This window comes from Vibrio sp. D431a (assembly GCF_030248655.1).
Classification (GTDB): domain Bacteria; phylum Pseudomonadota; class Gammaproteobacteria; order Enterobacterales; family Vibrionaceae; genus Vibrio; species Vibrio alginolyticus.
The window spans coordinates 76710-98919 of sequence record NZ_JAHGAP010000029.1 but is presented as its reverse complement, the minus strand read 5'-3'; the positions used below and the strand labels follow the sequence as shown (position 1 = coordinate 98919).

General features: G+C 43.0%; 21 protein-coding genes and 1 tRNA gene. 14 read left to right on the top strand and 8 right to left on the bottom strand.

Annotated features, from left to right (window positions below):
- Positions 1 to 71 precede the first annotated feature (71 nt).
- The 4 genes from betA to choV all read left to right on the top strand — a co-directional run bounded on the left by betA (position 72) and on the right by choV (position 4863).
- Complete coding sequence (gene betA / locus KJB35_RS23145; RefSeq protein ID WP_005373209.1) at positions 72 to 1787, top strand: choline dehydrogenase; 1716 nt, start codon at positions 72 to 74, stop codon at positions 1785 to 1787.
- 36 nt (positions 1788 to 1823) lie between these two features.
- Positions 1824 to 2762 (top strand): choline ABC transporter substrate-binding protein, encoded by a 939-nt coding sequence (locus KJB35_RS23140; protein WP_005382646.1) that lies wholly within the window; start codon positions 1824 to 1826, stop codon positions 2760 to 2762.
- A 77-nt stretch (positions 2763 to 2839) separates the two neighbouring features.
- Complete coding sequence (gene choW, locus KJB35_RS23135) at positions 2840 to 3682, top strand: choline ABC transporter permease subunit (RefSeq protein WP_005392552.1); 843 nt, start codon at positions 2840 to 2842, stop codon at positions 3680 to 3682.
- Positions 3683 to 3684: 2 nt separating this feature from the next.
- Positions 3685 to 4863, top strand: coding sequence for a choline ABC transporter ATP-binding protein (choV, locus tag KJB35_RS23130; protein WP_042523602.1), 1179 nt, complete (start codon positions 3685 to 3687; stop codon positions 4861 to 4863).
- A 96-nt stretch (positions 4864 to 4959) separates the two neighbouring features.
- On the opposite strand, the gene KJB35_RS23125 is transcribed toward choV, so the two are convergent.
- Positions 4960 to 5616, bottom strand: coding sequence for an NAD(P)H-dependent oxidoreductase (locus KJB35_RS23125; protein WP_053304732.1), 657 nt, complete (start codon positions 5614 to 5616; stop codon positions 4960 to 4962).
- A 243-nt stretch (positions 5617 to 5859) separates the two neighbouring features.
- Between KJB35_RS23125 and KJB35_RS23120 the strand changes: the two genes are divergently transcribed.
- The gene (locus KJB35_RS23120) at positions 5860 to 6294 is read left to right on the top strand and encodes a globin (protein ID WP_193837964.1); all 435 of its coding nucleotides are present in this window, start codon (positions 5860 to 5862) and stop codon (positions 6292 to 6294) included.
- Between the two features lie 41 nt (positions 6295 to 6335).
- Here the strand turns inward: KJB35_RS23120 and KJB35_RS23115 are convergent, their stop codons facing one another.
- Positions 6336 to 7118, bottom strand: coding sequence for a slipin family protein (locus tag KJB35_RS23115; RefSeq protein WP_005373196.1), 783 nt, complete (start codon positions 7116 to 7118; stop codon positions 6336 to 6338).
- A 10-nt stretch (positions 7119 to 7128) separates the two neighbouring features.
- Positions 7129 to 8505, bottom strand: coding sequence for a nodulation protein NfeD (locus KJB35_RS23110; RefSeq protein WP_005382635.1), 1377 nt, complete (start codon positions 8503 to 8505; stop codon positions 7129 to 7131).
- A gap of 498 nt (positions 8506 to 9003) precedes the next feature.
- Here KJB35_RS23110 and KJB35_RS23105 point away from each other — a divergent pair, with 498 nt between their 5' ends.
- From KJB35_RS23105 to KJB35_RS23095, 3 genes are all read left to right on the top strand, one after another.
- On the top strand, positions 9004 to 9972 hold the full coding sequence (locus KJB35_RS23105; RefSeq protein WP_005373180.1) for a cytochrome-c peroxidase: 969 nt from the start codon (positions 9004 to 9006) through the stop codon (positions 9970 to 9972).
- The gene (locus KJB35_RS23100; protein ID WP_213907702.1) at positions 9965 to 12322 is read left to right on the top strand and encodes an ATP-binding protein; all 2358 of its coding nucleotides are present in this window, start codon (positions 9965 to 9967) and stop codon (positions 12320 to 12322) included. The genes KJB35_RS23105 and KJB35_RS23100 overlap by 8 nt, the downstream gene beginning before the upstream one ends.
- Positions 12323 to 12421: 99 nt before the next feature.
- Positions 12422 to 12889 carry an OsmC family protein gene (locus tag KJB35_RS23095; protein WP_170896940.1) on the top strand — a complete coding sequence of 156 codons (468 nt, stop codon included), beginning with the start codon at positions 12422 to 12424 and terminating at the stop codon, positions 12887 to 12889.
- A gap of 75 nt (positions 12890 to 12964) precedes the next feature.
- On the opposite strand, the gene gdhA is transcribed toward KJB35_RS23095, so the two are convergent.
- A complete protein-coding gene (gdhA, locus tag KJB35_RS23090; protein WP_017633658.1) occupies positions 12965 to 14317 on the bottom strand; it encodes an NADP-specific glutamate dehydrogenase in 1353 nt (450 codons plus the stop codon).
- Positions 14318 to 14622: 305 nt separating this feature from the next.
- Here gdhA and KJB35_RS23085 point away from each other — a divergent pair, with 305 nt between their 5' ends.
- A complete protein-coding gene (locus KJB35_RS23085; RefSeq protein ID WP_033906458.1) occupies positions 14623 to 15633 on the top strand; it encodes a DUF2804 domain-containing protein in 1011 nt (336 codons plus the stop codon).
- Positions 15634 to 15640: 7 nt separating this feature from the next.
- Positions 15641 to 16498, top strand: coding sequence for a sterol desaturase family protein (locus KJB35_RS23080; protein ID WP_005373167.1), 858 nt, complete (start codon positions 15641 to 15643; stop codon positions 16496 to 16498).
- Between the two features lie 16 nt (positions 16499 to 16514).
- On the opposite strand, the gene KJB35_RS23075 is transcribed toward KJB35_RS23080, so the two are convergent.
- Positions 16515 to 16589: transfer RNA gene (locus KJB35_RS23075), tRNA-Gly, on the bottom strand.
- 371 nt (positions 16590 to 16960) lie between these two features.
- On the opposite strand from KJB35_RS23075, the gene KJB35_RS23070 reads away from it, so the two are divergent.
- The 3 genes from KJB35_RS23070 to KJB35_RS23060 all read left to right on the top strand — a co-directional run bounded on the left by KJB35_RS23070 (position 16961) and on the right by KJB35_RS23060 (position 18735).
- Entirely contained in the window at positions 16961 to 17479 is a 519-nt protein-coding gene (locus KJB35_RS23070) for a DUF4136 domain-containing protein (RefSeq protein ID WP_053304498.1), read from the top strand.
- A gap of 87 nt (positions 17480 to 17566) precedes the next feature.
- On the top strand, positions 17567 to 18004 hold the full coding sequence (locus tag KJB35_RS23065; protein ID WP_234499406.1) for a hypothetical protein: 438 nt from the start codon (positions 17567 to 17569) through the stop codon (positions 18002 to 18004).
- Between the two features lie 50 nt (positions 18005 to 18054).
- Positions 18055 to 18735, top strand: coding sequence for a DedA family protein (locus KJB35_RS23060; protein ID WP_213907699.1), 681 nt, complete (start codon positions 18055 to 18057; stop codon positions 18733 to 18735).
- A gap of 125 nt (positions 18736 to 18860) precedes the next feature.
- On the opposite strand, the gene KJB35_RS23055 is transcribed toward KJB35_RS23060, so the two are convergent.
- The 3 genes from KJB35_RS23055 to KJB35_RS23045 form a co-directional block, all read right to left on the bottom strand.
- Positions 18861 to 19184 carry a hypothetical protein gene (locus KJB35_RS23055; protein WP_005373158.1) on the bottom strand — a complete coding sequence of 108 codons (324 nt, stop codon included), beginning with the start codon at positions 19182 to 19184 and terminating at the stop codon, positions 18861 to 18863.
- 86 nt (positions 19185 to 19270) lie between these two features.
- Positions 19271 to 19729 (bottom strand): hypothetical protein, encoded by a 459-nt coding sequence (locus KJB35_RS23050; RefSeq protein ID WP_017633653.1) that lies wholly within the window; start codon positions 19727 to 19729, stop codon positions 19271 to 19273.
- Between the two features lie 326 nt (positions 19730 to 20055).
- On the bottom strand, positions 20056 to 20697 hold the full coding sequence (locus KJB35_RS23045) for a murein L,D-transpeptidase catalytic domain family protein (RefSeq protein ID WP_033906463.1): 642 nt from the start codon (positions 20695 to 20697) through the stop codon (positions 20056 to 20058).
- A gap of 868 nt (positions 20698 to 21565) precedes the next feature.
- Between KJB35_RS23045 and KJB35_RS23040 the strand changes: the two genes are divergently transcribed.
- Positions 21566 to 22141: an imm11 family protein gene (locus KJB35_RS23040; RefSeq protein ID WP_213907719.1), complete on the top strand. Its 576-nt coding sequence runs from the start codon at positions 21566 to 21568 to the stop codon at positions 22139 to 22141.
- Positions 22142 to 22210 lie beyond the last annotated feature (69 nt).

Below are 22210 nucleotides of genomic sequence, written 5' to 3'. Positions count from 1 at the left end.
CAAGCATTTTTCCTACGCTAATTTCGTTCACTTATCTACGGTGATGAGTATTAACTCCTAGGAGAATAAAAATGCAACAACACTACGATTACATCATCGTCGGTGCGGGTTCGGCCGGCTGTGTGTTAGCGGATCGCTTAAGTGAAAGTGGTCAAAATTCGGTCCTATTACTCGAAGCGGGTGGGTCGGATAAAAGTATTTTTATCCAAATGCCAACAGCGCTTTCTTACCCGATGAACACTGAAAAATACGCGTGGCAGTTTGAGACGGTTGAAGAGCAAGGGTTGGATGGTCGCCAACTTCATTGTCCTCGCGGAAAAGTTCTGGGCGGTAGCTCATCTATCAACGGCATGGTTTACGTTCGCGGACACGCTTGTGACTTTGACCAGTGGGAAGAGGAAGGCGCGAAAGGCTGGAATTATCAGTCGTGTTTGCCTTATTTCCGTAAAGCAGAGTCTTGGATTGGTGGTGCTGATGAATATCGGGGTGATCACGGTCCAGTCGGCACATGTAACGGCAACGATATGAAGCTCAACCCGCTGTACCAAGCTTTTATTGATGCAGGCAAAGAAGCGGGCTACCCAGAAACAAAAGATTACAACGGTTATCAGCAAGAGGGCTTTGGCCCAATGCATATGACCGTCGACAAAGGCGTACGCGCTTCGACCTCTAATGCATACTTAAGCCGTGCTAAAAAACGCAAAAACTTCACCCTAATGAAGAGGGTGACGGTTCATCGAGTTTTATTAGAAGAAACTGGTGCAGAAGGAAAGAAAGCGGTAGGCGTTGAATTTGAAAAGTCAGGTTCAATTCAGCAATGTTTTGCGAATAATGAAGTGATTTCGAGTGCGGGTTCGGTTGGCTCCGTTCAGCTGTTGCAGCTTTCAGGCATTGGCCCTAAGGCAGTATTAGAAAAAGCGGGCATTGAGGTGAAACACTCGTTGGAGGGAGTAGGTAAAAACCTGCAAGATCACTTAGAAGTGTACTTCCAATATCACTGTAAACAACCTATCACGCTCAACAGCAAATTAGGTTTGGTGAGCAAGGGCTTGATTGGCACTGAGTGGATATTAACTCGCAAAGGCCTTGGTGCGACTAACCACTTTGAATCGTGTGCATTTATCCGCTCTCGAGAAGGGCTAAAGTGGCCAAATATTCAATATCACTTCTTGCCAGCGGCAATGCGTTATGACGGGCAAGCTGCTTTTGATGGTCATGGTTTCCAAGTGCACGTTGGACCTAACAAGCCAGAAAGTCGCGGGTCGGTCGAAGTTGTCTCTGCGAATCCGAATGATAAGCCGAAGATTGAGTTTAACTACATTTCCACTGAACAAGATAAGCAGGATTGGCGTGATTGTATTCGCCTTACTCGCGAGATCCTCAATCAGCCAGCCATGGATGAGTTTCGTGGGGATGAGATCCAACCCGGTCTGAACATCACAACGGATGAACAGATTGATGAATGGGTGAAGCAAAACGTCGAGAGTGCTTACCATCCATCTTGTACCTGCAAAATGGGCGCAGATAATGACCCATTAGCCGTCTTAAATGAGCGATGCCAAGTACGCGGTATTCAAGGCTTGCGTGTGGTGGACTCTTCTATTTTCCCAACCATTCCGAACGGTAATTTAAATGCGCCAACGATTATGGTGGCAGAACGCGCCGCGGATATGATTTTGGATAACGCCCTAGAAACGTCGAACAACGTACCAGTTTGGATTGCACCGGACTGGCAAGAGATGCAACGAATGCATCCGCCAAAAAGAGATCTCGATTCGATCTCATAAAATGAAAAAGTCAGTAATCATTACAAGGAATTCAACATGTCTAAGATGACAAAAATCTTCTCAACAATTGCACTAAGTACTTTAGCAACAGGCGCTTACGCCAACCAATGTGAAACGGTTCGTTTCGCAGATGTAGGTTGGACTGACATCACAGCGACCACTGCCGTTACATCAGAGTTACTTAAAGGGTTGGGGTACAAAACGAAGACCGATCTTCTGTCTGTGCCTGTAACTTACTCCTCTATGGCTAATGGCGATATCGACATTTTCTTAGGTAACTGGATGCCAACGATGGAAGGTGATATCGCGAAATACCGTGATGCAGGTACTGTTGAAACCGTACGCGCGAACCTCGTTGGCGCAAAGTACACGCTAGCGGTTCCAAAATACGTTTATGACGCAGGCGTAACCAACTTCGCTGACCTAGTAAAACATGCCGACAAATTTAAAGACCGCATTTACGGCATTGAACCAGGAAACGATGGCAACCGCTTAATTCAGTCAATGATTGATAGCAACGCATTCGGCCTAAAAGATTTCAGCCTAGTTGAGTCCAGTGAAGCTGGCATGGTGTCTCAAGTATCACGTGCCGCACGCCGCAATCAATGGATTGTGTACCTAGGTTGGGCGCCGCACCCAATGAATAGTAACGTTGAAATGGAATATCTAGCGGGTGGTGATGACTTCTTCGGTCCTAACTACGGCGGCGCGAACGTCTACACAAACGTACGTAAAAATTACCTCGCTGAGTGTCCAAATGTAGGTCAGCTAGTGAAAAATCTAGAGTTTAACCTAGAAATGGAAAATGAACTGATGGAAGCGATTCTTAACCAGAAACAGAAGCCATCAAAAGCAGCGCAAGCATGGTTGAATGCAAACCAAGAGCAAATTGAAGCGTGGCTAGAGGGCGTGAAAACGGTAGATGGCCAAGATGCGCTAACAGCTATTACAAACTACTTAAAAACAAACGCTTAATAAGCAGTATTTGAGCTCGTTTTTTTAAAAGAAAGTGGGCAGAGTTTTGCCCGCTTCATTAACACAAAGGTTTTATTTTGAATTTTATTACGGACAACAAACTACCGTTGGGCCAATGGATGGAAACTGGCGTCGATTGGTTAACCATCAATGCATCGGGTTTTTTCGATGCAATCTCTATTACACTTGAAACGATCATTCTTTTCGTGGTGGACATTTTTAAATGGATGCCACCTGCAGCGCCAATCATTATGACGGCGGCAATTGCTTGGTTCTTACATCGCAGCATTCCTCTTGTCGTATTTATCGTGTTGGCCTTACTCGCAATTCTCAACCTTGGTTACTGGCAAGAAATGCTGGAAACCTTTGTCCTTGTGTTTGCAGCGACAACGATTTCCGTATTAATTGGCGTGCCGTTGGGCATTATGGCGGCGCACCGTCCTTGGTTATACACCTTGTTGCGGCCAATACTCGATTTAATGCAGACCGTCCCGACATTCGTTTACCTAATTCCAACCTTGGTTCTGTTTGGATTGGGTATTGTCCCAGGTCTAATCTCGACCATCATTTTCGCTATCGCTGCGCCAATTCGATTGACGTACCTCGGCATTATTAAAGTGCCGGAGGAGCTACTTGAAGCGGGTAAAGCATTTGGTGCCAGCCGCATGAAGCTACTGTTTAAGGTGGAGTTACCTGCGGCATTGCCAAGTATTATGGCTGGCGTTACTCAGTGCATTATGTTGTCTCTTTCTATGGTGGTCATTGCGGCGCTTGTTGGTGCTGATGGGCTTGGTAAGCCAGTCGTACGTGCACTGAATACGGTAAACATTTCACAAGGTTTTGAAGCTGGTTTAGCGATTGTACTCGTTGCCATCATTCTTGATCGCTTGTGTAAAGCACCAAACCAGAAGGAGGCATAATCATGGACGCTATTACTATTAAAAATCTTGATGTCGTTTTTGGTCAGCAACAAGCACAGGCGCTAGCACTACTAGATCAAGGGAAGTCTCGACAAGAAATCATTGATGAAACTGGCCAAGTGGTTGGGGTTGATAATGTTTCGCTGAACGTGAAACAGGGTGAGATCTGTGTCTTGATGGGGCTTTCGGGCTCGGGTAAATCAAGTTTGCTGCGAACGGTTAACGGGTTGAACGATATTTCTCGTGGCTCTCTGAAAATTAAAGATGGCGACGATATGGTTGAGCTCTCTAACTGTGACGAACAGAAACTGCGCCACCTTCGTACGCACCGCGTGTCCATGGTGTTTCAGAAGTTTGCATTGATGCCTTGGTTAACGGTGTTAGACAATGTAGCGTTTGGTCTAGAGATGCAAGGCATTGGTAAAGCAGAGCGTCGTAAAAAGGCGCGTGAACAGCTCGAAATGGTCGGTTTATCTGAGTGGGAAACCAAATTCCCGCACGAGCTTTCTGGTGGTATGCAGCAGCGTGTTGGCCTAGCGCGAGCGTTCGCGATGGACACTGATATCTTGTTAATGGATGAACCGTTTTCAGCACTTGACCCATTGATTCGTGCTCAGCTTCAAGATGAATTGATTCTGCTTCAGGAAAAGCTAAACAAAACCATTCTTTTTGTGAGTCACGACTTGGATGAAGCACTTAAAATCGGTAACAACATCGCCATTATGGAATCAGGAAAGCTGATTCAACATGGCAAGCCAGAACAGATCATTCTTGCTCCAGAAAACGATTATGTGGCGGACTTTGTTGCTCACACTAATCCATTAAATGTGCTGAAGGGACGTTCCTTAATGCGTGACGATTTGGTTCGCGAAGATACGCGTGTTCTGATTTGCCCTGATAAAGATATTTGGGTGATACAAGAGAGCAAGGGGTTAAGTTTAGCGGATAAAGATAAATCGTTGATTCAATGGAAGAGCGATTCTTCGAACCTTGACGAAGTTAATGAAAACTCTCTGGTTCAGGTTAGTCCAGAAATCAGTATGCGAGAAGCGATTGAACTTAAACAGCGTAGCAATCAGCCTCTGCTTATGGTTGAAGATAATAAGCTGGTTGGTGTGTTAAGCGACAATGAGCTTTACGATGCATTGCTTGGTAATTTTAAGTCAGAGCAAGTTGCGTAAAGTTGACGCAGAACCAAGTAAAAAAGAGCCGCATTAATGTGCGGCTCTTTTTAGTTTAAACAATGATTTAAGTCGCTAAGCTAAGACAATGGTCGACTATAGAGTCGTAATTACGTCATCCATTGCAAGGCGCGCTTTTGGAAGACCATGATTATAATCTTCCCCATCTTTATGGTAGCCAATCGCTAGCGCAACTTCACAAATATGGCCCTCGAGCTCTTCTTTAAACTCTTCTCCAATCAGAGCCGGATCGACACCTTCCATCGGTGTTGAATCAATGCCTAGTCGAGCCAATGTGTGTAGTAGGTTACCTAGTGCCAAATAGACTTGTGCTTTTGTCCAGCTTCCGTTGAAGCCATTTTCGTCCGTATTTGCATCGGCAAAAGCGTAAGCACCCATAAAGTTGTTGTACATCTCCGCTGGCAAGTGGCCAGATGTTACTTCTGCATCCACACGCTTCGCAAATTTCTCTTTAGTAAATTTAGGATCGTAAGCAAACAGAATCGTATGTGATGCGGCTTTCGCGTGTGGTTGGTTAAACTGATGCATATTTGCAAACGTATTGTGGAAACGTTGCTTCGCTTCATCACTTTCAATAACGATGAATTTCCATGGTTGTGAGTTGATAGAAGACGCCGACAAACGCAGTGCTTCTTTGATTATCGCCATGTCTTCTTGAGAAACGCGCTTGGTTTCATCATATTTTTTTGCAGTGTAACGGCTATTTAGATCGGTAATGATTTGATGGGACACGTTTATATCCTCTTTATGTGATGACAGATGAGGATGCACTAGCATCGACAACCATGCGTACCTCGAATATGGGTTCATGATAATGGATATTTTTTCATTGATAAGAGGGTGTTTATTTAAATCACTTTTTACTTTTTGTTGAAAATCGATGTGGGTTGATCGGTTTGAAACTTAAAAGTCCTTATTTGGAAGCTTTTATTTGATATTAAATTAAACTCATATTAAGGCGTAGGGGAAAGCAACATGAACGTGATTGAGGTTTTTAATGATAGCTATGAACGTTGTACTTCAGATCAGGAGTTTTTCGACTTGTTCTACAAAAATTTATGGTCGAAAAGTGCCAACTTTAGACAGAAGTTTGACGGTATAGACATGCACCAACAAGTGAGAATGCTTAGAGGGTCTATCGTATTTTTTATGATGGCAGATACCTCGACCGAAGCGCACAAAATGGTGGAAAAGTATGGGAAAAAGCATGCAAGTGCAGATATTGGTATAGAGCCGCAGGATTTTGATGTTTGGCTTGAGAGTTTGTTAGAAACGGTTCGACAGTGTGATTCCGGGTATGATGCCGATGTTGAAACCGCTTGGCGAACATGCTTTAAAACGGGCTTAGAAGTAATGAAACAAGAGTGTGATAAAGAAGATGGGCACATCCTTAAAGCGAGTTCCAAATAAGGAAGTAACGTGAGTGGTCGTTACTTCCTAGGGTCAGAACCTTACTTATCTTGTGTCTCTTTATTCTTTTTCACCGCTTCGGCGATATCACTGACAGCTTCGACAAGATTGATCGGCATTGGAAAAATAATAGTGGATGTTTTGTCTGTAGTGATTTCAGTGAGTGTCTGCATGTAACGTAATTGCAGTGCATTCGGTGCTTCGTTGAGCATTTGCGCTGCTTCTTTTAATTTATTTGAAGCCTCTAACTCACCAGTAGCGTGAATGATCTTCGCCCTACGGTTACGTTCTGCTTCTGCCTGACGGGCTAGGGCTCTGACCATGCTGTCATTTAAATCAACATGTTTGACTTCAACCGTAGCAATCTTGATTCCCCAGTCATCAGTCTGTTGATCGAGAATGGATTGTAAATCCTTATTGAGGCGTTCTCGCTCTGATAGCAATTCATCGAGTTCATGCTGACCCAATACCGAGCGCAGCGTGGTTTGTGCTAACTGACTGGTGGCATCGCTGTAGCTTTCAATATTGTTAATCGCCATTTGAGGATCGACTACGCGAAAATAAACGACCGCGTTGACGCGCACAGAAACGTTATCTTTGGTAATTAAATCTTGTGTCGGCACATCCAAAACGACAGTACGTAAATCAACCCTCACCATTTGCTGAATAAATGGGATAAGGATGATCAAACCAGGTCCTTTGACTTCTTGAAATCGACCAAGAAAGAACACAACCCCACGTTCGTATTCTCTCAAAACCTTGAACATTTGGGTCGCTAGTGCGAACAGCAGCACCACGATCACCGCAACGGTATAGAGCATCATAAAGCGCCTCCTATTTATTTTGGCGGTCATCAGGCATCACAGTTAAGGTCAGCCCTTTAACATTAACAATGGTGACGTGATCACCTTGTTTGAATTGTTGATGGTCTTTGGCTTTAGCTCGCCATAACGCACCGTTGAGTTGAACGCGTCCTTCGCCATCGATAAAGTCATCGCTTACCACGGCGACCTTCCCAGGGTAAGTCTCTAAACCCGTCGTTACACGCCGGCGACGAATTTTGAGCAGCAGGCCGACGGTCAGCACGATTAGAGCCACGGAAAATATGGCAATACCAAAAATCAAAGGAAGGGCGATCTGGAATCCTGGTAACTCACTGTCCATGAGAAATATCGAACCGAGTACAAAGGCGACAACGCCGCCTAAGCCCAAAATACCAAAGCTCGGGCTGAATGCTTCCGCTATCATTAGTGCAATACCGAGTAACAGCAGACCAAGACCTGCGTAGTTGACGGGCATCATTTGTAGTGCGTACATGGCAAGAAGCAGACAAATCCCACCTAGCACACCGGGTAAGCCAATTCCTGGGTTGTAAAATTCAAGAAGTAAACCGTAGATGCCGATGAGCATTAGAATGTAGGCAACGTTTGGATTGGTTATAACGGCTAGCATTTCTGCTCGCCAATCGGGTGTTCTTTCAATCCATACGGGATTTTCCAGTGACAATGTCACATCACGATTGTTAACTTTAACAGTTTGTCCATCAATGGCTTTGACTAAATCCTCTGGTGAGTTGGCTATATAATCAATAACGTTTAATTCCAATGCCTCTGTGGCGTCCAAACTCGCTGCTTCGCTCACTGCTTTCTCTGCCCACTCTGCATTTCGGCCATGAAGCTTTGCTAAGCCTTTAATATAGGCTCTAGCATCATTAATCACCTTTTTCTCCATTGCGGTTTTCGCGGGAACTTTCTCTGAACCTTCGTTGGTTCCTTCTGACGTTTCTTCCGCGTTTTGATCTTTGCCATCATCCGATGAAGGGGGCTGAGGGGCACCACCTAACGCGACGGGCGTTGCCGCGCCAAGGTTGGTGGCTTCAGCCATGGCGGCAACGTGGCTGGCGAGTAAAATGTATGTCCCTGCGCTAGCCGCTCTAGATCCTGACGGGCCAACCCAAGTCGCAATTGGAGTGGAGGAGGTGGTAATCGCGTGAATAATATCTCGCATTGCGCTATCTAAGCCGCCTGGTGTGTCCATCTCTAAGATCACTAAACTGACACCGTTTAGTTGAGCTTCTTCTATTTCACGAGATAAATAGTCGCTAGTAGCAGGCCCTATAGCGCCTTTGACAGGAACAATCCAAACAGTATTCGCCAGTGCTTGACTGGCCATCAAGAGTAAAGGTAAGAACCATATCCATAGTCGTTTCATGCAGTCCTCCTTGTGTGGTCACAGGGACTTTTTGAAATCCTAATTCAAGTATATCCAAATAACTTAGAGATGCTTGAGTATAGGTTCTAATGAATAAGCTGCCGAGGCTAATTAGGAGACTACTTTTTTATATATAAACGCTGTGTGAGATAGTAAACTAAAGCAAATTATTGGTAATTGTGATGTTTATGTTTATTGTTCAGCGTTTGATTAAGTTGGCCGTTATCTGTGCCGTTTTCTTTACTATTTTCGATCTGATCTCCTATGGAGAGGTGACTTGGTTTCAACGGTTTTTGGCTTTTCTACACTAAACTCAGATTTCAATACGTTAGCTACTCATAAGGCGATAGGTTTCTTCCTATTCGCCTTATTACTCCCTCTTCAACCAAAGCCTTAAACAAAGCAATACTTAACTCGTTTTTTCAACTTCCTGTCGGTGGAAAAAACGCCAAAATGCAACTAAATTCATATCAATGACAAGTTTAAGGTATGTAGTTGATGAGGCAATTCAGCGCAATCGCACTAGCTGTTGTAACACTCATTTTGAGCCAAACAACAACCGCAAGAAACGCGAAGATGTTAGGTGATATCTCCCTAGTTCAGCCCATACAGGGTGATCCTAATGTGGATATTAAGCTAGCGAGAATTGGCTGGCATCTCTTCCGCGATCCTCAATTATCGTCAAATGGTAATGTCAGCTGCGCGACATGCCACAATCTGCAAACCAATGGCGCTGAAAATACACCAGTCTCTACGGGGGTGAAAGGTGATGGAATTAGAAATTCTATAACAGTGTTTAATGCGGCGTTAAATTATCGTTTTTTATGGGATGGAACGGAAAACACCTTGATGGCTCAGATTGATGGTCCAATCCATAATCCAATGGAAATGGACTCAAACTGGCAAACAATAGAGCAATATGTAAAAGAGAGTGAACATTATCAAGCGCTATTTAGTCGTGACGATGAATTGCCGATTAACGTTCATAATATCAAGTCCGCTATTGTGGAGTTTGTTGAAGGGCTGCAGACGCCTGGCGCACCATTCGATGCTTACTTATTGGGTTACACGCATGTACTGAGTGAACAGCAAATCAGAGGTTGGAAAACATTTCAGACTTCAGGTTGTGTGCAGTGTCATCAGGGCAAAAATATCGGCGGAGCGATGATCCAAAGGTTCGCCTATTTCAAGGATAAGCCAGTAGTAGAGGACTCGGGCCGGCAACTCGTTACGATAGAAGATGAAGAGCGATTCTATTTTAGAGTAGCCAGTTTACGCAATGTCGCGCTAACGAGTCCTTATTTTCATAATGGGCAAGTCGATAAGTTATCCGACGCGATACAAATCATGGCTAAAACCCAGCTCGGTATAACGATGAACGATGAGAATGTCGCGGACATTGAAGCATTCTTGCAGTCGTTGACAGCACCTAGACCCATAATTTTAGAGGTGTTGGAAAATGAATAAATTCAAACTGATCAACTTTTGCTTTTTTATTGGGATACTGACGTGCTGCACACTGGCGTATATGTCGTATATGAATTCAAAAAACGCTCAAGAATTTCATGCAGGGCTAATGAATATCGGACATGAGTTGATTGAAGAGCGTGATGTTATCGTGAACCGATATGCCGTTGAAGATAGGAAAAACTATGAGTTAACAACATCTTTAGTAGAGATAGAAATCGCAGCACAGGCACTGTTGGAATCATCAAAGGCATCAGTTTGGTTTCCCGTGACACCCAATCGTATAAAAGTTAGGGATACGCTTGAACAGTTTAAGGAGCGAGTGCTTCAAACAACGTTGAAGCTTGATATGTTAATTAGTGTTCAGGTAGAAAATCGGTATGCATTACTCATGTTGTTCAATTTATATCAGCAAGAGGTTTCTACCGAGAGCGGTCAATCATTGGGTGGCAGTCGTTATTTTGAATTTCTCAACCAGTTGCTTCTAACACAAACTGAAGTTGAGAGTGAAAAAGAAGCGAACTTCCTTAAACGGCTTCAAACGAGTGATAAAAGAATTGAATTGCTGACGAATGAACTGCTTGATCACACTTATATTGAGTTTGTCGAAAGCTCAGAGCATCGGTTACTCAATATTGCTCAAAGTGAGGCGCGTTTTACGTGGTTGTTTGTATTTATCGCGGTGATGTTTCTAGTTAGCGCGTTTGTTTATCAGTCACATCACCGAATGCATAACTTAAAACAGTTGAATCTTGAAATTGAAGAGGCGAGAAACAAAGCCGAGCGAGCGGCAAAAGCGAAATCAAATTTTCTTGCTGCAATGAGTCACGAACTAAGAACGCCGATGAATGGCGTACTAGGGCTTTCTCAAATGATTGCAGAAGAGACCAAAGAGCCGACGACGAAAGAGCACATTAGGGTTATTCTTGACTCTGGCCAGCATCTGATGACTATCCTCAACGATATTTTGGATTTTTCTAAAGTTGAAGAAAACAAACTGGAATTTGAGCAAGCTAAGTTTAAGCTCGATCAAGTGCTTTCTCCGGTGTGTAGCGCAATAAAACCACTTGTTGATGAAAAAAATATCGAGCTAATCTTGGAAAACGAGGTTTCTGAATATACTGAATTTACTGGGGATTGTGCGCGTTTACGACAGATCTTATTTAATCTCGCCGGTAACGCGGTGAAGTTTACCAATGAAGGGCATGTGCTGGTTAGAACCGAGTTAGATGAATCGAATCAGTTGTTGGTCATGCGCGTGAGCGACACCGGTATTGGTATTGCGCCAGACAAGCACGAGCATATTTTTAACTCGTTTGAGCAAGCAGACTCATCAACGACTCGAAGGTTCGGCGGAACAGGGCTTGGGTTAGCCATCGTCAAAAAACTAACCGATTTGATGGGTGGCCATATTACTCTGAAGAGTATAGAAGGCGTTGGAAGTCAATTTATCGTTGAGTTGCCGATTCCTTGGGTAGAATCTGCTCCGAAAAAGCAGCAAGAAGCACCGAAACCTCGCGCAAAATCACACCATTTAAAGATACTACTTGCTGATGATAACCGTGTGAATGCCATTGTGGCAAAAGGGTTTTGCGAAAAGCTTGGGCATGAAGTGGATGTTGCAGAAAATGGATTAATCGCGGTTAAAAAGGCGAAAGAGAACGAGTACGACCTGATCTTGATGGACAACCACATGCCCGAGATGAATGGTGTTGAGGCGACACGCGTTATCCGACAAGAGTTAGGTATCAAGACATTACTCTTTGCGTACACGGCAGACGTATTTCGTGAAGCTCACGATAGCTTTATTGAAGCAGGAGCAGACCATGTGCTTACAAAACCGCTACAGCATGAGAGCTTTTCAGACGCTCTCAAACAGTTTGCAGCCAGACTCGGACCGAAACAGAATCCGCCACTAACGAGTGACAGCAATGTGCTTCAGTTGCAACGTAAGCCAATCGAGAACTTAAGGTTAACAGAGGAAGAACTCTCCCGTTCAGGCATGTTTGCTTCTTTACGAGATGAGCCAGAAGCACTCGACGAGCTGCTAAAAAGCATTATTGCCGATTTTGAGACATCTGTTGATGAGCTTATTGAATACTTTATGGCTGAAGACTTTGCTTCATTAGAGCTGACGTTGCACAAAACGAAAGGGATGGCACTGAACCTAAGTTTACCTATTTTGGCGAGCCAAACGGAGGCCCTGGAAACTCAACTTAAAGCCAACCAAAGTCCCGAGATTGAGCAGTTGCAGATGCTGATCAATCGGTTACAGGTCAACATCCATCAGTCTCATAGACTTTTGGATGATATCCAGAGGAACAATGCCGATCCTCAACAGATTTTATAGTCCCTGTGAGTGCGATGCTTTCCTTAACTCATTTTGTTGTGGTTTACTGTGGCAAGGACGGATAGTGTTGATTCGTCGTCGGAAAATCAGGGAGTTAGAATGAGTAAGCATTCCGCTTTAATCAAATGGCATCGTAAAGCTGGCGAAGAGTTTAGTGATAATAAGTATAGTAGGGCACACATTTGGCAATTTGATGGAGGGTTGCAAGTCCCAGCATCTCCATCTCCCCACGTAGTACCATTACCACTATCCGTAGCAGAAAACGTTGATCCAGAAGAAGCGTTTGTCGCGGCACTTTCTAGTTGTCATATGCTCGTTTTCCTGTCTATTGCAGCAAAGCGACGTTACGTTGTAGACAGTTACTTAGATGAAGCGGTAGGGGAGCTTGAAAAAGGCGAAAACGGAAAAGAGTGGGTATCAAAGGTAACGTTAAACCCTAAGATAACATTTTCAGGTGAAAAACAACCGACACCATCTCAATTAGAAAAACTGCACCACATGGCACATGAGAATTGCTTTATCGCCAACTCCGTTAAAACAGAAGTGACAACGCTTATTGCGAATTAAGTGAAGCTCTTTATCAAAAGCGCGGCCTATTGCGGAGTTATATTAAGCCAGCAGTCATCCTGCTGGCTCGTTTATCTAGACGACACCTTGCTCAATCATTGCATCAGCGACTTTTCTAAAACCTGCAATGTTGGCGCCTAAAACTAAATTTCCAGGTTGGCCAAACTCTTTACTGGTTTCGTTTGCATTGATGAAAATATTTTTCATGATGGTTTGCAACTGACTATCCACTTGTTCAAACGTCCAGTTTTGCATGCTCGCGTTTTGCGCCATTTCAAGTTGACTGGTTGCAACGCCGCCTGCATTGGCTGCTTTGGCAGGCCCATAAGCTATGTCTGAGTCCACGATAATATTGGCAGCATCACGGGTGGTTGGCATGTTCGCCCCTTCACTAATCAAAATACATCCGTTTTCGATAAGAGCCAGTGCGTCGTCTGACGTTAATTCATTTTGAGTCGCACAAGGGAAGGCAGCATCAGCCTGATATCGCCAAACAGCATGTCCTTCATTAGGATAGTCGCCCTCTGGTGTGTATTCTGCTTCAGGGTAAGTTTCTAAATATTCTTCTAAGCTTGCTCTTTTCACTTCTTTCAGTTGTTTGAGGAGCTTAAGATCAATACCGTGCTCATGATAGATCGTACCTCGAGAGTCGCTGCATGTAACCGGCGTTGCTCCCATATGGTACAGTTTTTCAATGGCGTAGATAGCCACGTTGCCAGCACCAGAAACGAGGCAAGTTTTCCCTTTCAATGAATCGTTGCGGTCGTTGAGCATGCATTCTGCAAAATAGACGGCGCCATATCCTGTCGCTTCTTTTCTGGCGAGTGAGCCACCCCAAAGAAGACTCTTGCCTGTAAGCACACCTTCGTAGCGCCCCGTCAATCGTTTGTATTGACCAAACATATAGCCAATTTCGCGCGCCCCGACGCCGATATCGCCTGCGGGAACATCGGTGGCAGGACCGATATGACGGTACAACTCGTTCATAAATGATTGGCAAAATCGCATGATCTCGCCGTCGGATTTTCCTTTAGGATCGAAGTTTGAACCGCCTTTGCCGCCACCGATAGGAAGGCCAGTCAGTGCGTTTTTAAAAATTTGCTCAAAGCCGAGAAATTTTATGATGCTCGCATTGACTGAGTGATGGAATCTCAATCCTCCTTTGTACGGCCCCAAAGCAGAGTTGAATTCAACTCGATAACCTTTGTTTACTTGTACATTTCCAGCATCATCAACCCAAGGAACTCGAAACATGATTTGACGTTCTGGCTCGACGATCCTCTGGATAATCGCTTGTTCCTTATATTTATTATTGCCTTCTATTACCGGCGCGAGAGAAGTTAATACTTCTTCTACCGCTTGGTAAAATTCTTTTTGCGCAGGGCTACTGTGTTGCAACGCAACAATAGTATCGTGTATGTATGACATAGATTTCTTCCTTGATGTGAATAAGCAATCAGTTTATATGAATGTATTTCCATTAAATAGTGATTTTGACCAAGATTCAATGGTTGTAGTGGTCTTTCCTGCGGATGAGAATGTGCAGCTTCTAACCCAGGCTGTGTTGGTTGAGATAGGTAGGGCTAGCTAAGTAAGCGGGTGGTTGAGTGATCAGTTTCACATATAACAAGCAGAAATCACTTTAGTCGATGTTGTTGTGCAGTTACGCAAATTGTTTATGTTAACGTCATGTTAAAGTTTGTGTGTGTGATAACTTGTGAAAAGACAACTATATGGATGAGCTTAAGGTTCTGAACTCGTTTATTCAGCAGAATGGCCTACCAGCGTTTGGCCACCTTGATGGAATTCCAACATCGTTACAGCTAGATAAATTTACCTACCTCGATGAGATGGATAAGCCGGTATCTAAGTGGCGCCGTTACCGCGATTATAAGCAGTTTCAGTTCGTCAATTTGGTCACACCTAATTACGTCATTGGAGTAGCGATTGCTGATATACGGTATTTAGCATCCGGCTTTTGCTACCTGTTTGATATTAAAAAGAATAAGTTGATTGAGCAACAATGGTTGAAACCTTTTAATATAGGTTATCAAACTCAGCCTTCCAGTTGGTGCAGTCTTGCCCATCTTGCTAACAAAAGAGTTCAGTTTTCTATTAAGGATGGTATTTGGCACGTCCACTTTGTGACAGAGTCAGTCAATGCGGATCTCTATTTACGTCCAGAAAATATGAGTTTGCCATTAATGTTGTGTACGCCAACAGGTTATGCGGGTTGGACATATACTCAGAAGCACAATGCGTTAGCAGTAGACGGTAACTTGTTCATATTAGGAAAAGAGCAAGATCTTTCAGAGGTGGCTGCTGGTTACGATTTTTCCGCTGGGTACATGCGGCGAGAAACAAGTTGGCGCTGGGCGAGTATCAATTGCTTTGAGGATGACAGGCGTCTGGGGTTGAACTTGGCAGCTGGCGTTAATGAAACTGGCTATTGCGAAAATGTATTGTGGATTAATGGTCAGCGTCACTTTTTGCAACCTGTGCAGTTTCAGTTTTCACGAAGTGATGAAGGGCAAAAGTGGCATATTACGTCTGAAGATAAACGAGTTAACTTACAGTTCACGCCTTTGAATCGACGCTCAGAGAAGAAAAATTTTTGGCTTCTCAAAAGTAACTTTCGTCAGTACATCGGTTATTTCTCTGGCTATATTATCGATGGAAATGGCATCAAACATCAGTTAGAAGAAGTTATGGGTCTTACTGAAGATCACTATGCAAAATGGTAGAAACACAATGGATTGGACGCAGTTGATGGACCGCCCAGAATTACTTCTGATGATTCTGGCTCCAGTTTTCTTTTTCTGCATGCTTGCCGAATATTGGTTCGGACAAAGAAGAGGACGCTTGCCTGAAAGCGCGACGTATTACTTCCCTGAAGTAGCGTGTAATTTTGTTCTTGCGGGCTTACACCAAGCGACAGACATACTCACGGGTTTACTGATTGCTCAGTTGTATTTGTGGTGGTTTGATTGGCGTTTGTTTGATATCGAAATGAGCGTCTCAGCTTTTCTTTTACTTGTTGTCCTGCAAGATTTTTTCTATTACTGGTTTCATCGGGCTAGCCATCGTATTCGTTGGATGTGGGCCGCGCACGTTGTTCATCACAGTTCGGAAAGAATGAACTTCAGTACCGCCTTTCGTCAAAGTTTAATGTATCCGCTAGCGGGGATGTGGATTTTTTGGTTGCCCTTGGTGATTATTGGTTTTGAGCCAAAATGGGTTGTCTTCGTTGTGTTGTTTAATCTGGGCTTACAGTTTTTTGTTCACACCCAATCAATTCGTTCGCTCGGGCCACTAGAGTGGGTATTTAACACGCCGTCTCACCATCGCGTTCATCATGGTGTGAACCGTCAGTACATCGACAAAAATTATGCGGGTGTATTAATTATTTGGGATCGAATGTTCGGAACGTTTGAACCAGAGGTGGAAACGGTTCGGTATGGGGTTTCTAAACCTGTAAACAGCTTTAATCCCATCCGCGTGACGTTTGCAGAATGGAAAGACATGTTTTATGACGTAACTCGACCAAACTTATCATGGAAACAACGCTGCCGCCGTTTGTTCGCTCCGCCATCGGATTTTTATGAGTAAATTGAGATAAAGAGATTGGAGCGGGCAGCGGGAATCGAACCCGCATCATCAGCTTGGAAGGCTGAGGTAATAGCCATTATACGATGCCCGCGCATCGATAGGACTCGGTTAATATGCCACACTGGACGAAAAAGAAAAGTCTTTTCTCATCAAATGTTTGTCAGTTGCCTAAAAAAGTAGCGGACTGATGTTAAAGTGTTCATTGTCTCTGGTTTTTTGTGGCACTCGCGATTTCGTTACTAAGCCTAGAGGCTTCCAATTAGGTCGTAAACACCGAATTCTTAGGTGTTTAGATGTTGATGATATTCAAGATTTTTTGTGCAAAGGTTAATCTCGTTTATTGAACAGTCACGTTTCATGGTCAAGACTAGATATTGAAATGATTACTTTTTACTGTTGATGCGTATGTATAACACAGGGTAATTCTGCTGAAACAGTCAGCTTAACCAAAGGAGATTTAACATGATGAGAGGTTTGATATTAGGGTTGGTGGTGATGCTGGTATCTGCTTGTACGACCGTGACAACCGATGTAGATAAACAAGCCGACTTTTCAGCTTACAGAACGTTTGACTTCGGTGCTCAGGCGGAAGCTCCTACCAGTATTGATGGTCGACGTATTGAGCAAGGGCTTGCTGAACAGCTTGAGGGTAAGGGTTTAAATAAGGTAAATAGTGGCGGTGACCTTTACGTACATCATGATATCGTAGAAGAATCCGAGCTTGTTTCTTCAGGATCGTCGGTGAGCTTTGGCTATGGCTGGAATAGCTTTGGTGTGATCACTTCAAGCCCAGAAAGATATAAAGAGCGTAAGTATGGGAAGTTGGTGGTTGAACTGGTTGATGCAAAGGCTAATCAAGTCGTTTGGAAAGGCGTTTCAAGTCGTAAACTGTCTGAGTCAATGAGCTCTGAGAAAAGAGAATCTCTCATCCAAGAAGAAATCGCGAAGATGTTTGAAAGCTACCCTTACGGTGAAAAATAATTAGTATTCTTAACGATTAAGAATACTAATTGCCAATAGTTACGCACAGGGTTAAAAGAACTTATCATTTTGGTTCTGGTTACCTTTGTGCGTACGACTCTGATTGCTTTACTCGGACTACTTTTCTGCTTGTTGGCTCCGAGCATGAGCCTTGCGTACTCACACCCAAATTTTCTTTCCGTTCATAACCAGAATATCGCTGTTGACGCTAAGTCGAAGCACTTTTCAGAACATCCCATCTCTTCAATACAGCAAGACTTTCCGAGTTTAAACAGCCGGAATGTATTGAGGGTTAGCCATGCTAAGGAAATGAGCTCGAACGACGATGTAGAACCCGAATGGTTTGAAATGCTTGATGTAGCATGGTGGGCGCATCGTTCGGCAATTTACTCGATGAAGCGGCTAAAACGCATCGGTAATGAGGCTTTAGGTTGTTGTATTGAAAGTATTTTTACTCACTCTAAATACAGAATCGGCGTGAGAAAAGAGTCGAATTTCATATACCGCTTTATACATGCTCGCTAACACATTCCATGTTTTTGCAACTTTTGGTTAATTATGCTTAGGAGCGGTTTATGTTTGATTCGATCATTCAGGTCTTGAGTGCTTTTTGGCATCAAGATTTCACGGCGTTAATGGCGCCAGGCAGTGCAGGTTTGGTTTATTTTGTTGTTGCTGTGAGTATCTTTTTGGAAAGTGGTTTTATTCCTGCTGCACCTTTCCCATGCGACAGTGTCGTCGTATTATCCGGTACGCTGGCGGCGGTTGGCGTCCTTGACCCAATTATGATCATGTTGGTGATAACTGTTAGTGCGGGGTTGGGAAGTTGGGCGGCTTATTTACAAGGCAAGTGGCTAAATCGCTTACCTAAGGTTCAAGGCTGGGTGAGTGCGGTTCCTCAAAAGCGTTTGGAACAAGTCGACGTATTACTCAGTAAACATGGATTGGTTGCGCTTTTGTGCGCGCGGTTTATTCCGGTTGTTCGTTCCCTATTGCCATTAATGATGGGGTTGCGAGTGAAACGTATTAGTAAATTCCATTACTTTGCGTGGCTGAGTGCGATTTTATGGACGCTGATATTATGCGGTTTTGGTTCATTACTTCCTTTGCTACCAGAAAATATGAGCAAAGCAATCACAATGCTATTAATGGCGGCACCAATAATTACTCTTGTGATTGGAGTGCTTAGTTTCTTGTTTGTTAAAGCACGTCGAGCGACCTGTAAACCCAAGGATGTGTCAGAGTTTTCCCAATAAGTTTACTTTGATTTGCACTTTTAAGCTTGTATGCAGATTAGACATCTAATCGACAGGTTTTTGTCAGTAAAAAGAAAGGCGCATACATTGCGCCTTTCTTTTTGAGTGTCGTTAGGGTTTCGAATTTAATAGCCAATGCTATATAGGTATTCGCCAACTTCTTTGCACTGAGACTTGTAGATGTTCTCTACTTCAGACTCATTCTTATCTGCTGCTTTAAATTCAAGTTCGGCAGACGATAGCTGGTCAAAGCTGTAGTCTCTCTCAGACATTAAGTAGTGTCTGAACATCGCTCTGTGTTCCGGAACTGCAATACGTGCGTTAGAAACGTTGGCACACTCTAACAGAGTGTCGTTACTCATTTCTTCTGGCTTAGTTTCTGTGTTTGCTAAGGTTGAGCCCGCTGCAAATAGTAATGCTAGTGCGATGGTTGTAGCGATTCTTGTCATTATATGGACCTCAAATTGGTTCTAGTAACAATGAGCATATTGGTTCTTATCGTTACATTTTCGTGTTCTCTGTATGTCATAAAAAGTTAAACAACAGAGAAGGCGTTGCGACCATGAGTAAAGACGTACATTAAGTTCGCTTCCTTTCTTCCTGAGAGGCGATAAAGAGAGCGTTGACTCATGAGTCCGCCATAACTGTCTAGAGGTAAGCGAGATGCTTGTTTTGCCAACTCCAGTAGTGGTGGAGAAGAGAAAGCAATAAGTAAAAAATAATCAGGAGTAAAATCTGATGATAAAACGCCATCAGTAGCTGATGTTCGGCGACAGGAGACAAGCCCGAACAACTCGCGCTTTATATGTAGGTAGTAACTTTCTGAACCCCAAGAGCTCAGAGAAGCTGAGGCATGAAAATCAGTGTGTGCTAGCTCAAAATCGTCCTGTTGAGAGAGTTTAAGTAGGCGCTCGGAAGTGTAATGTTTGGTGTGGTGCCACTCATGCGCATATGAAGCTGTGATGAGCCCTGAGAGCAGGGACAAAGAAAGCATCAATAATATACGGTGTAGATAACGCAAGAAGTAACCCTAAACATATAAAGCCACAGTTACCCACCATGATTAAGGAATCTTAGTGGAACTATGATAACGATGAAAGCCAGTGTCTGATGAACTCAGCGTATACTAACGAGATGGAAGGGGGATGAACAGAGTTTTCTGATCGCACTTAGGTATATCAGCGAATAACACAATAGTTTTCGCTTTCGAGTAAGCGAAAATGGAAAGAGAGTCGTTGCACAGGACGATTAAGCTAACAGGATTATTACTAGGGAAGAAATAGAATCTTCTTTTTCTTCCCCATATGTGTCGCATCGATATTATGCGCTTGCGTAAATAACGCTGCCGCCTTTTATGGTGTCAATGATCTCGCGAGACAACTTCTCTGGCAAAGCAGGGCAACCCCAACTGCGTCCGAGGTATCCATTCTTCTTGATGAAGGAAGGGTTTGCGTAATCGGCGCCGTGCACGACAATGTAACGCTCGCGAGCTTTGTCGTTTAATCCAGAGCTTAGCCCATCTAATCGAAGTGAATAGCCATTTGAGCCGTAGTAAGTGGTATCAGTCAAAAAAGTGCCCAATGATGTTTTTCGCGAGTTCACGACATTTGAAAACTGTGTCGCTGTTTTCTTTCCGCTGTTCACGCCGTGAGAAACATACGTATTGTAGATTAGCTTCTTTTTATCTAAATCAACCACATAAAAACGCTTTTCAGTTGATGGTTTACTATAGTCGATGATCGTTAGTACCGACTTCTTTCTATCGGGTGTCTTCTGATAAGCGATGTAAGCGTCACTGAACAACTTAAAGTCTACTATGCCATCTAGCTTGGCTTGTTTAAACACATGTTCAGCTTGCTTTGGTCGTAAATGATCCCTGGGTTCGTTATCTGATTGTTTTGCAAAAGCAAAAGGTGAGACAGACAACAGCGCACATGTAAATAATAAAATTAACTTTTTCATCTTGGCTAAATAAAACTCTATGGTGTTACAAATTTACCGATTGCTTCATGCATTCGTTAAAACAACATGCACATCAATATAATTCTATTCCCAATGTTTCTTATTGCACGCTTAGGTGCTTGATATTGGGTTGACGATAAGTTTTCGAGTTAAAAACTAACTAATTGAAACTTATATAAAATATGAAGTTTAACGATGGTTTCTATAAACTTCGGCGTAAATAATATCTGATATATGTAATTAATAAAACTGTGTTTAAGGATATTTGTGAAGTTGCTAATTTATAAAAACGGCGTTTTATTTTTCGTACTTTAGAAACTCTTTTTATTTCAATGTGTTTTCTTTTTCTACGCTTTATCCAATACCTCAAAAGTTTGTGATTTAACTCGTAACAAATCGTAACGCCGAATCGTTATGTGTATAAATGCATTTATAATGTATGAATAAACAACAGGGTGGTAAGAAAAGGCAGTAAAACAACGGTGAATCGGTTGTTTTTAATTCACGATTGACAAAGCTAAGTCTAAGTCGTACAAAAATTGAACTTCTGAATGTATCGTTTAAGTGAGAGTGATGAGCTCGACAAAAGTGAAGTGATGCGTGCTATTGTTTATTCTCTAATTTATTCGATTACATAAGGAAGGGTACATAGTAAAAATTGAAAAAATAATTCTATCGTGTGGATTAAAATATATAAATAATAAAACTTAGAAATTAAAAGATAAGAACGCCAGATATTAATTCATTAAATTTTTGAACATGAAAGTAAACTCTATCTATTATGTTTGGTTTGGTTTGGTTTGGTTTGGTTTGGTGTGAAAGCGCTCGTCTCATTAAGAAAAGCGCTCAAATTTATTTAAGGACGGTTATGACAGCATTTAATAAAGTGTTTATTGTCACTCCCAATGTTAATGATTTTGCAATGTTGCAAGAGTCGCCATTGGAAATATCTCTTCAAGTAACGGCAAGCAAACCTATCCAACTCTATGGAGAGTCTGTTAAAGCCAGTTGGAAAAGTATTGATATTGAATGGTTAGACGTTATGGGTGAAAAGCCATTGCCCAGGCCTGATATTGCAGCATGGGGATCTTTTACTCTTGCTGTATCCGCTTCTATTGCGGATAAGCTCGATGTGTTGAGCGAGAATGTCGAATTTTTACCATTAAATCTACAAGGAAAGCCTTGGCGAGCATTAAACATTGTCACTCAAATTGATGCCATTGATACCTCGGCTACCGAGTATAATCTTCGTCATGGTAAGCTAAGTCGTGCTAGACCGTTTAAGAAACTCGTTTTGAATAGAGAAGTCGCTAATGAATCTGACTTGTTCAGAGTAAAAGGTGCTGGGCTCAGAACGTTTTGCACGGACAAAAAAGGTGGCTTGTACGATAGCGTCAAAGCGCTGAATTTGACCGGTTTGGATTTCAAGGAAGTGCTGGTTTAAAAACGAATAAATAGTAATTTACTCAACTAAAGTCATAGATATAGGTATGGGGGAACAAAAGCTGAGCAT

Bases quoted from the DNA above. Each gene is read 5' to 3' on its own strand.
- betA (WP_005373209.1), top strand. From the start codon at position 72: ATGCAACAACACTACGATTACATCATCGTCGGTGCGGGTTCGGCCGGC.
- KJB35_RS23140 (WP_005382646.1), top strand. From the start codon at position 1,824: ATGTCTAAGATGACAAAAATCTTCTCAACAATTGCACTAAGTACTTTA.
- choV (WP_042523602.1), top strand. From the start codon at position 3,685: ATGGACGCTATTACTATTAAAAATCTTGATGTCGTTTTTGGTCAGCAA.
- KJB35_RS23120 (WP_193837964.1), top strand. From the start codon at position 5,860: ATGAACGTGATTGAGGTTTTTAATGATAGCTATGAACGTTGTACTTCA.
- KJB35_RS23115 (WP_005373196.1), bottom strand. From the start codon at position 7,118: ATGATGCTCTATACCGTTGCGGTGATCGTGGTGCTGCTGTTCGCACTA.
- KJB35_RS23110 (WP_005382635.1), bottom strand. From the start codon at position 8,505: ATGAAACGACTATGGATATGGTTCTTACCTTTACTCTTGATGGCCAGT.
- KJB35_RS23105 (WP_005373180.1), top strand. From the start codon at position 9,004: ATGAGGCAATTCAGCGCAATCGCACTAGCTGTTGTAACACTCATTTTG.
- KJB35_RS23100 (WP_213907702.1), top strand. From the start codon at position 9,965: ATGAATAAATTCAAACTGATCAACTTTTGCTTTTTTATTGGGATACTG.
- KJB35_RS23095 (WP_170896940.1), top strand. From the start codon at position 12,422: ATGAGTAAGCATTCCGCTTTAATCAAATGGCATCGTAAAGCTGGCGAA.
- gdhA (WP_017633658.1), bottom strand. From the start codon at position 14,317: ATGTCATACATACACGATACTATTGTTGCGTTGCAACACAGTAGCCCT.
- KJB35_RS23085 (WP_033906458.1), top strand. From the start codon at position 14,623: ATGGATGAGCTTAAGGTTCTGAACTCGTTTATTCAGCAGAATGGCCTA.
- KJB35_RS23080 (WP_005373167.1), top strand. From the start codon at position 15,641: ATGGATTGGACGCAGTTGATGGACCGCCCAGAATTACTTCTGATGATT.
- KJB35_RS23070 (WP_053304498.1), top strand. From the start codon at position 16,961: ATGATGAGAGGTTTGATATTAGGGTTGGTGGTGATGCTGGTATCTGCT.
- KJB35_RS23060 (WP_213907699.1), top strand. From the start codon at position 18,055: ATGTTTGATTCGATCATTCAGGTCTTGAGTGCTTTTTGGCATCAAGAT.
- KJB35_RS23055 (WP_005373158.1), bottom strand. From the start codon at position 19,184: ATGACAAGAATCGCTACAACCATCGCACTAGCATTACTATTTGCAGCG.
- KJB35_RS23050 (WP_017633653.1), bottom strand. From the start codon at position 19,729: ATGCTTTCTTTGTCCCTGCTCTCAGGGCTCATCACAGCTTCATATGCG.
- KJB35_RS23045 (WP_033906463.1), bottom strand. From the start codon at position 20,697: ATGAAAAAGTTAATTTTATTATTTACATGTGCGCTGTTGTCTGTCTCA.
- KJB35_RS23040 (WP_213907719.1), top strand. From the start codon at position 21,566: ATGACAGCATTTAATAAAGTGTTTATTGTCACTCCCAATGTTAATGAT.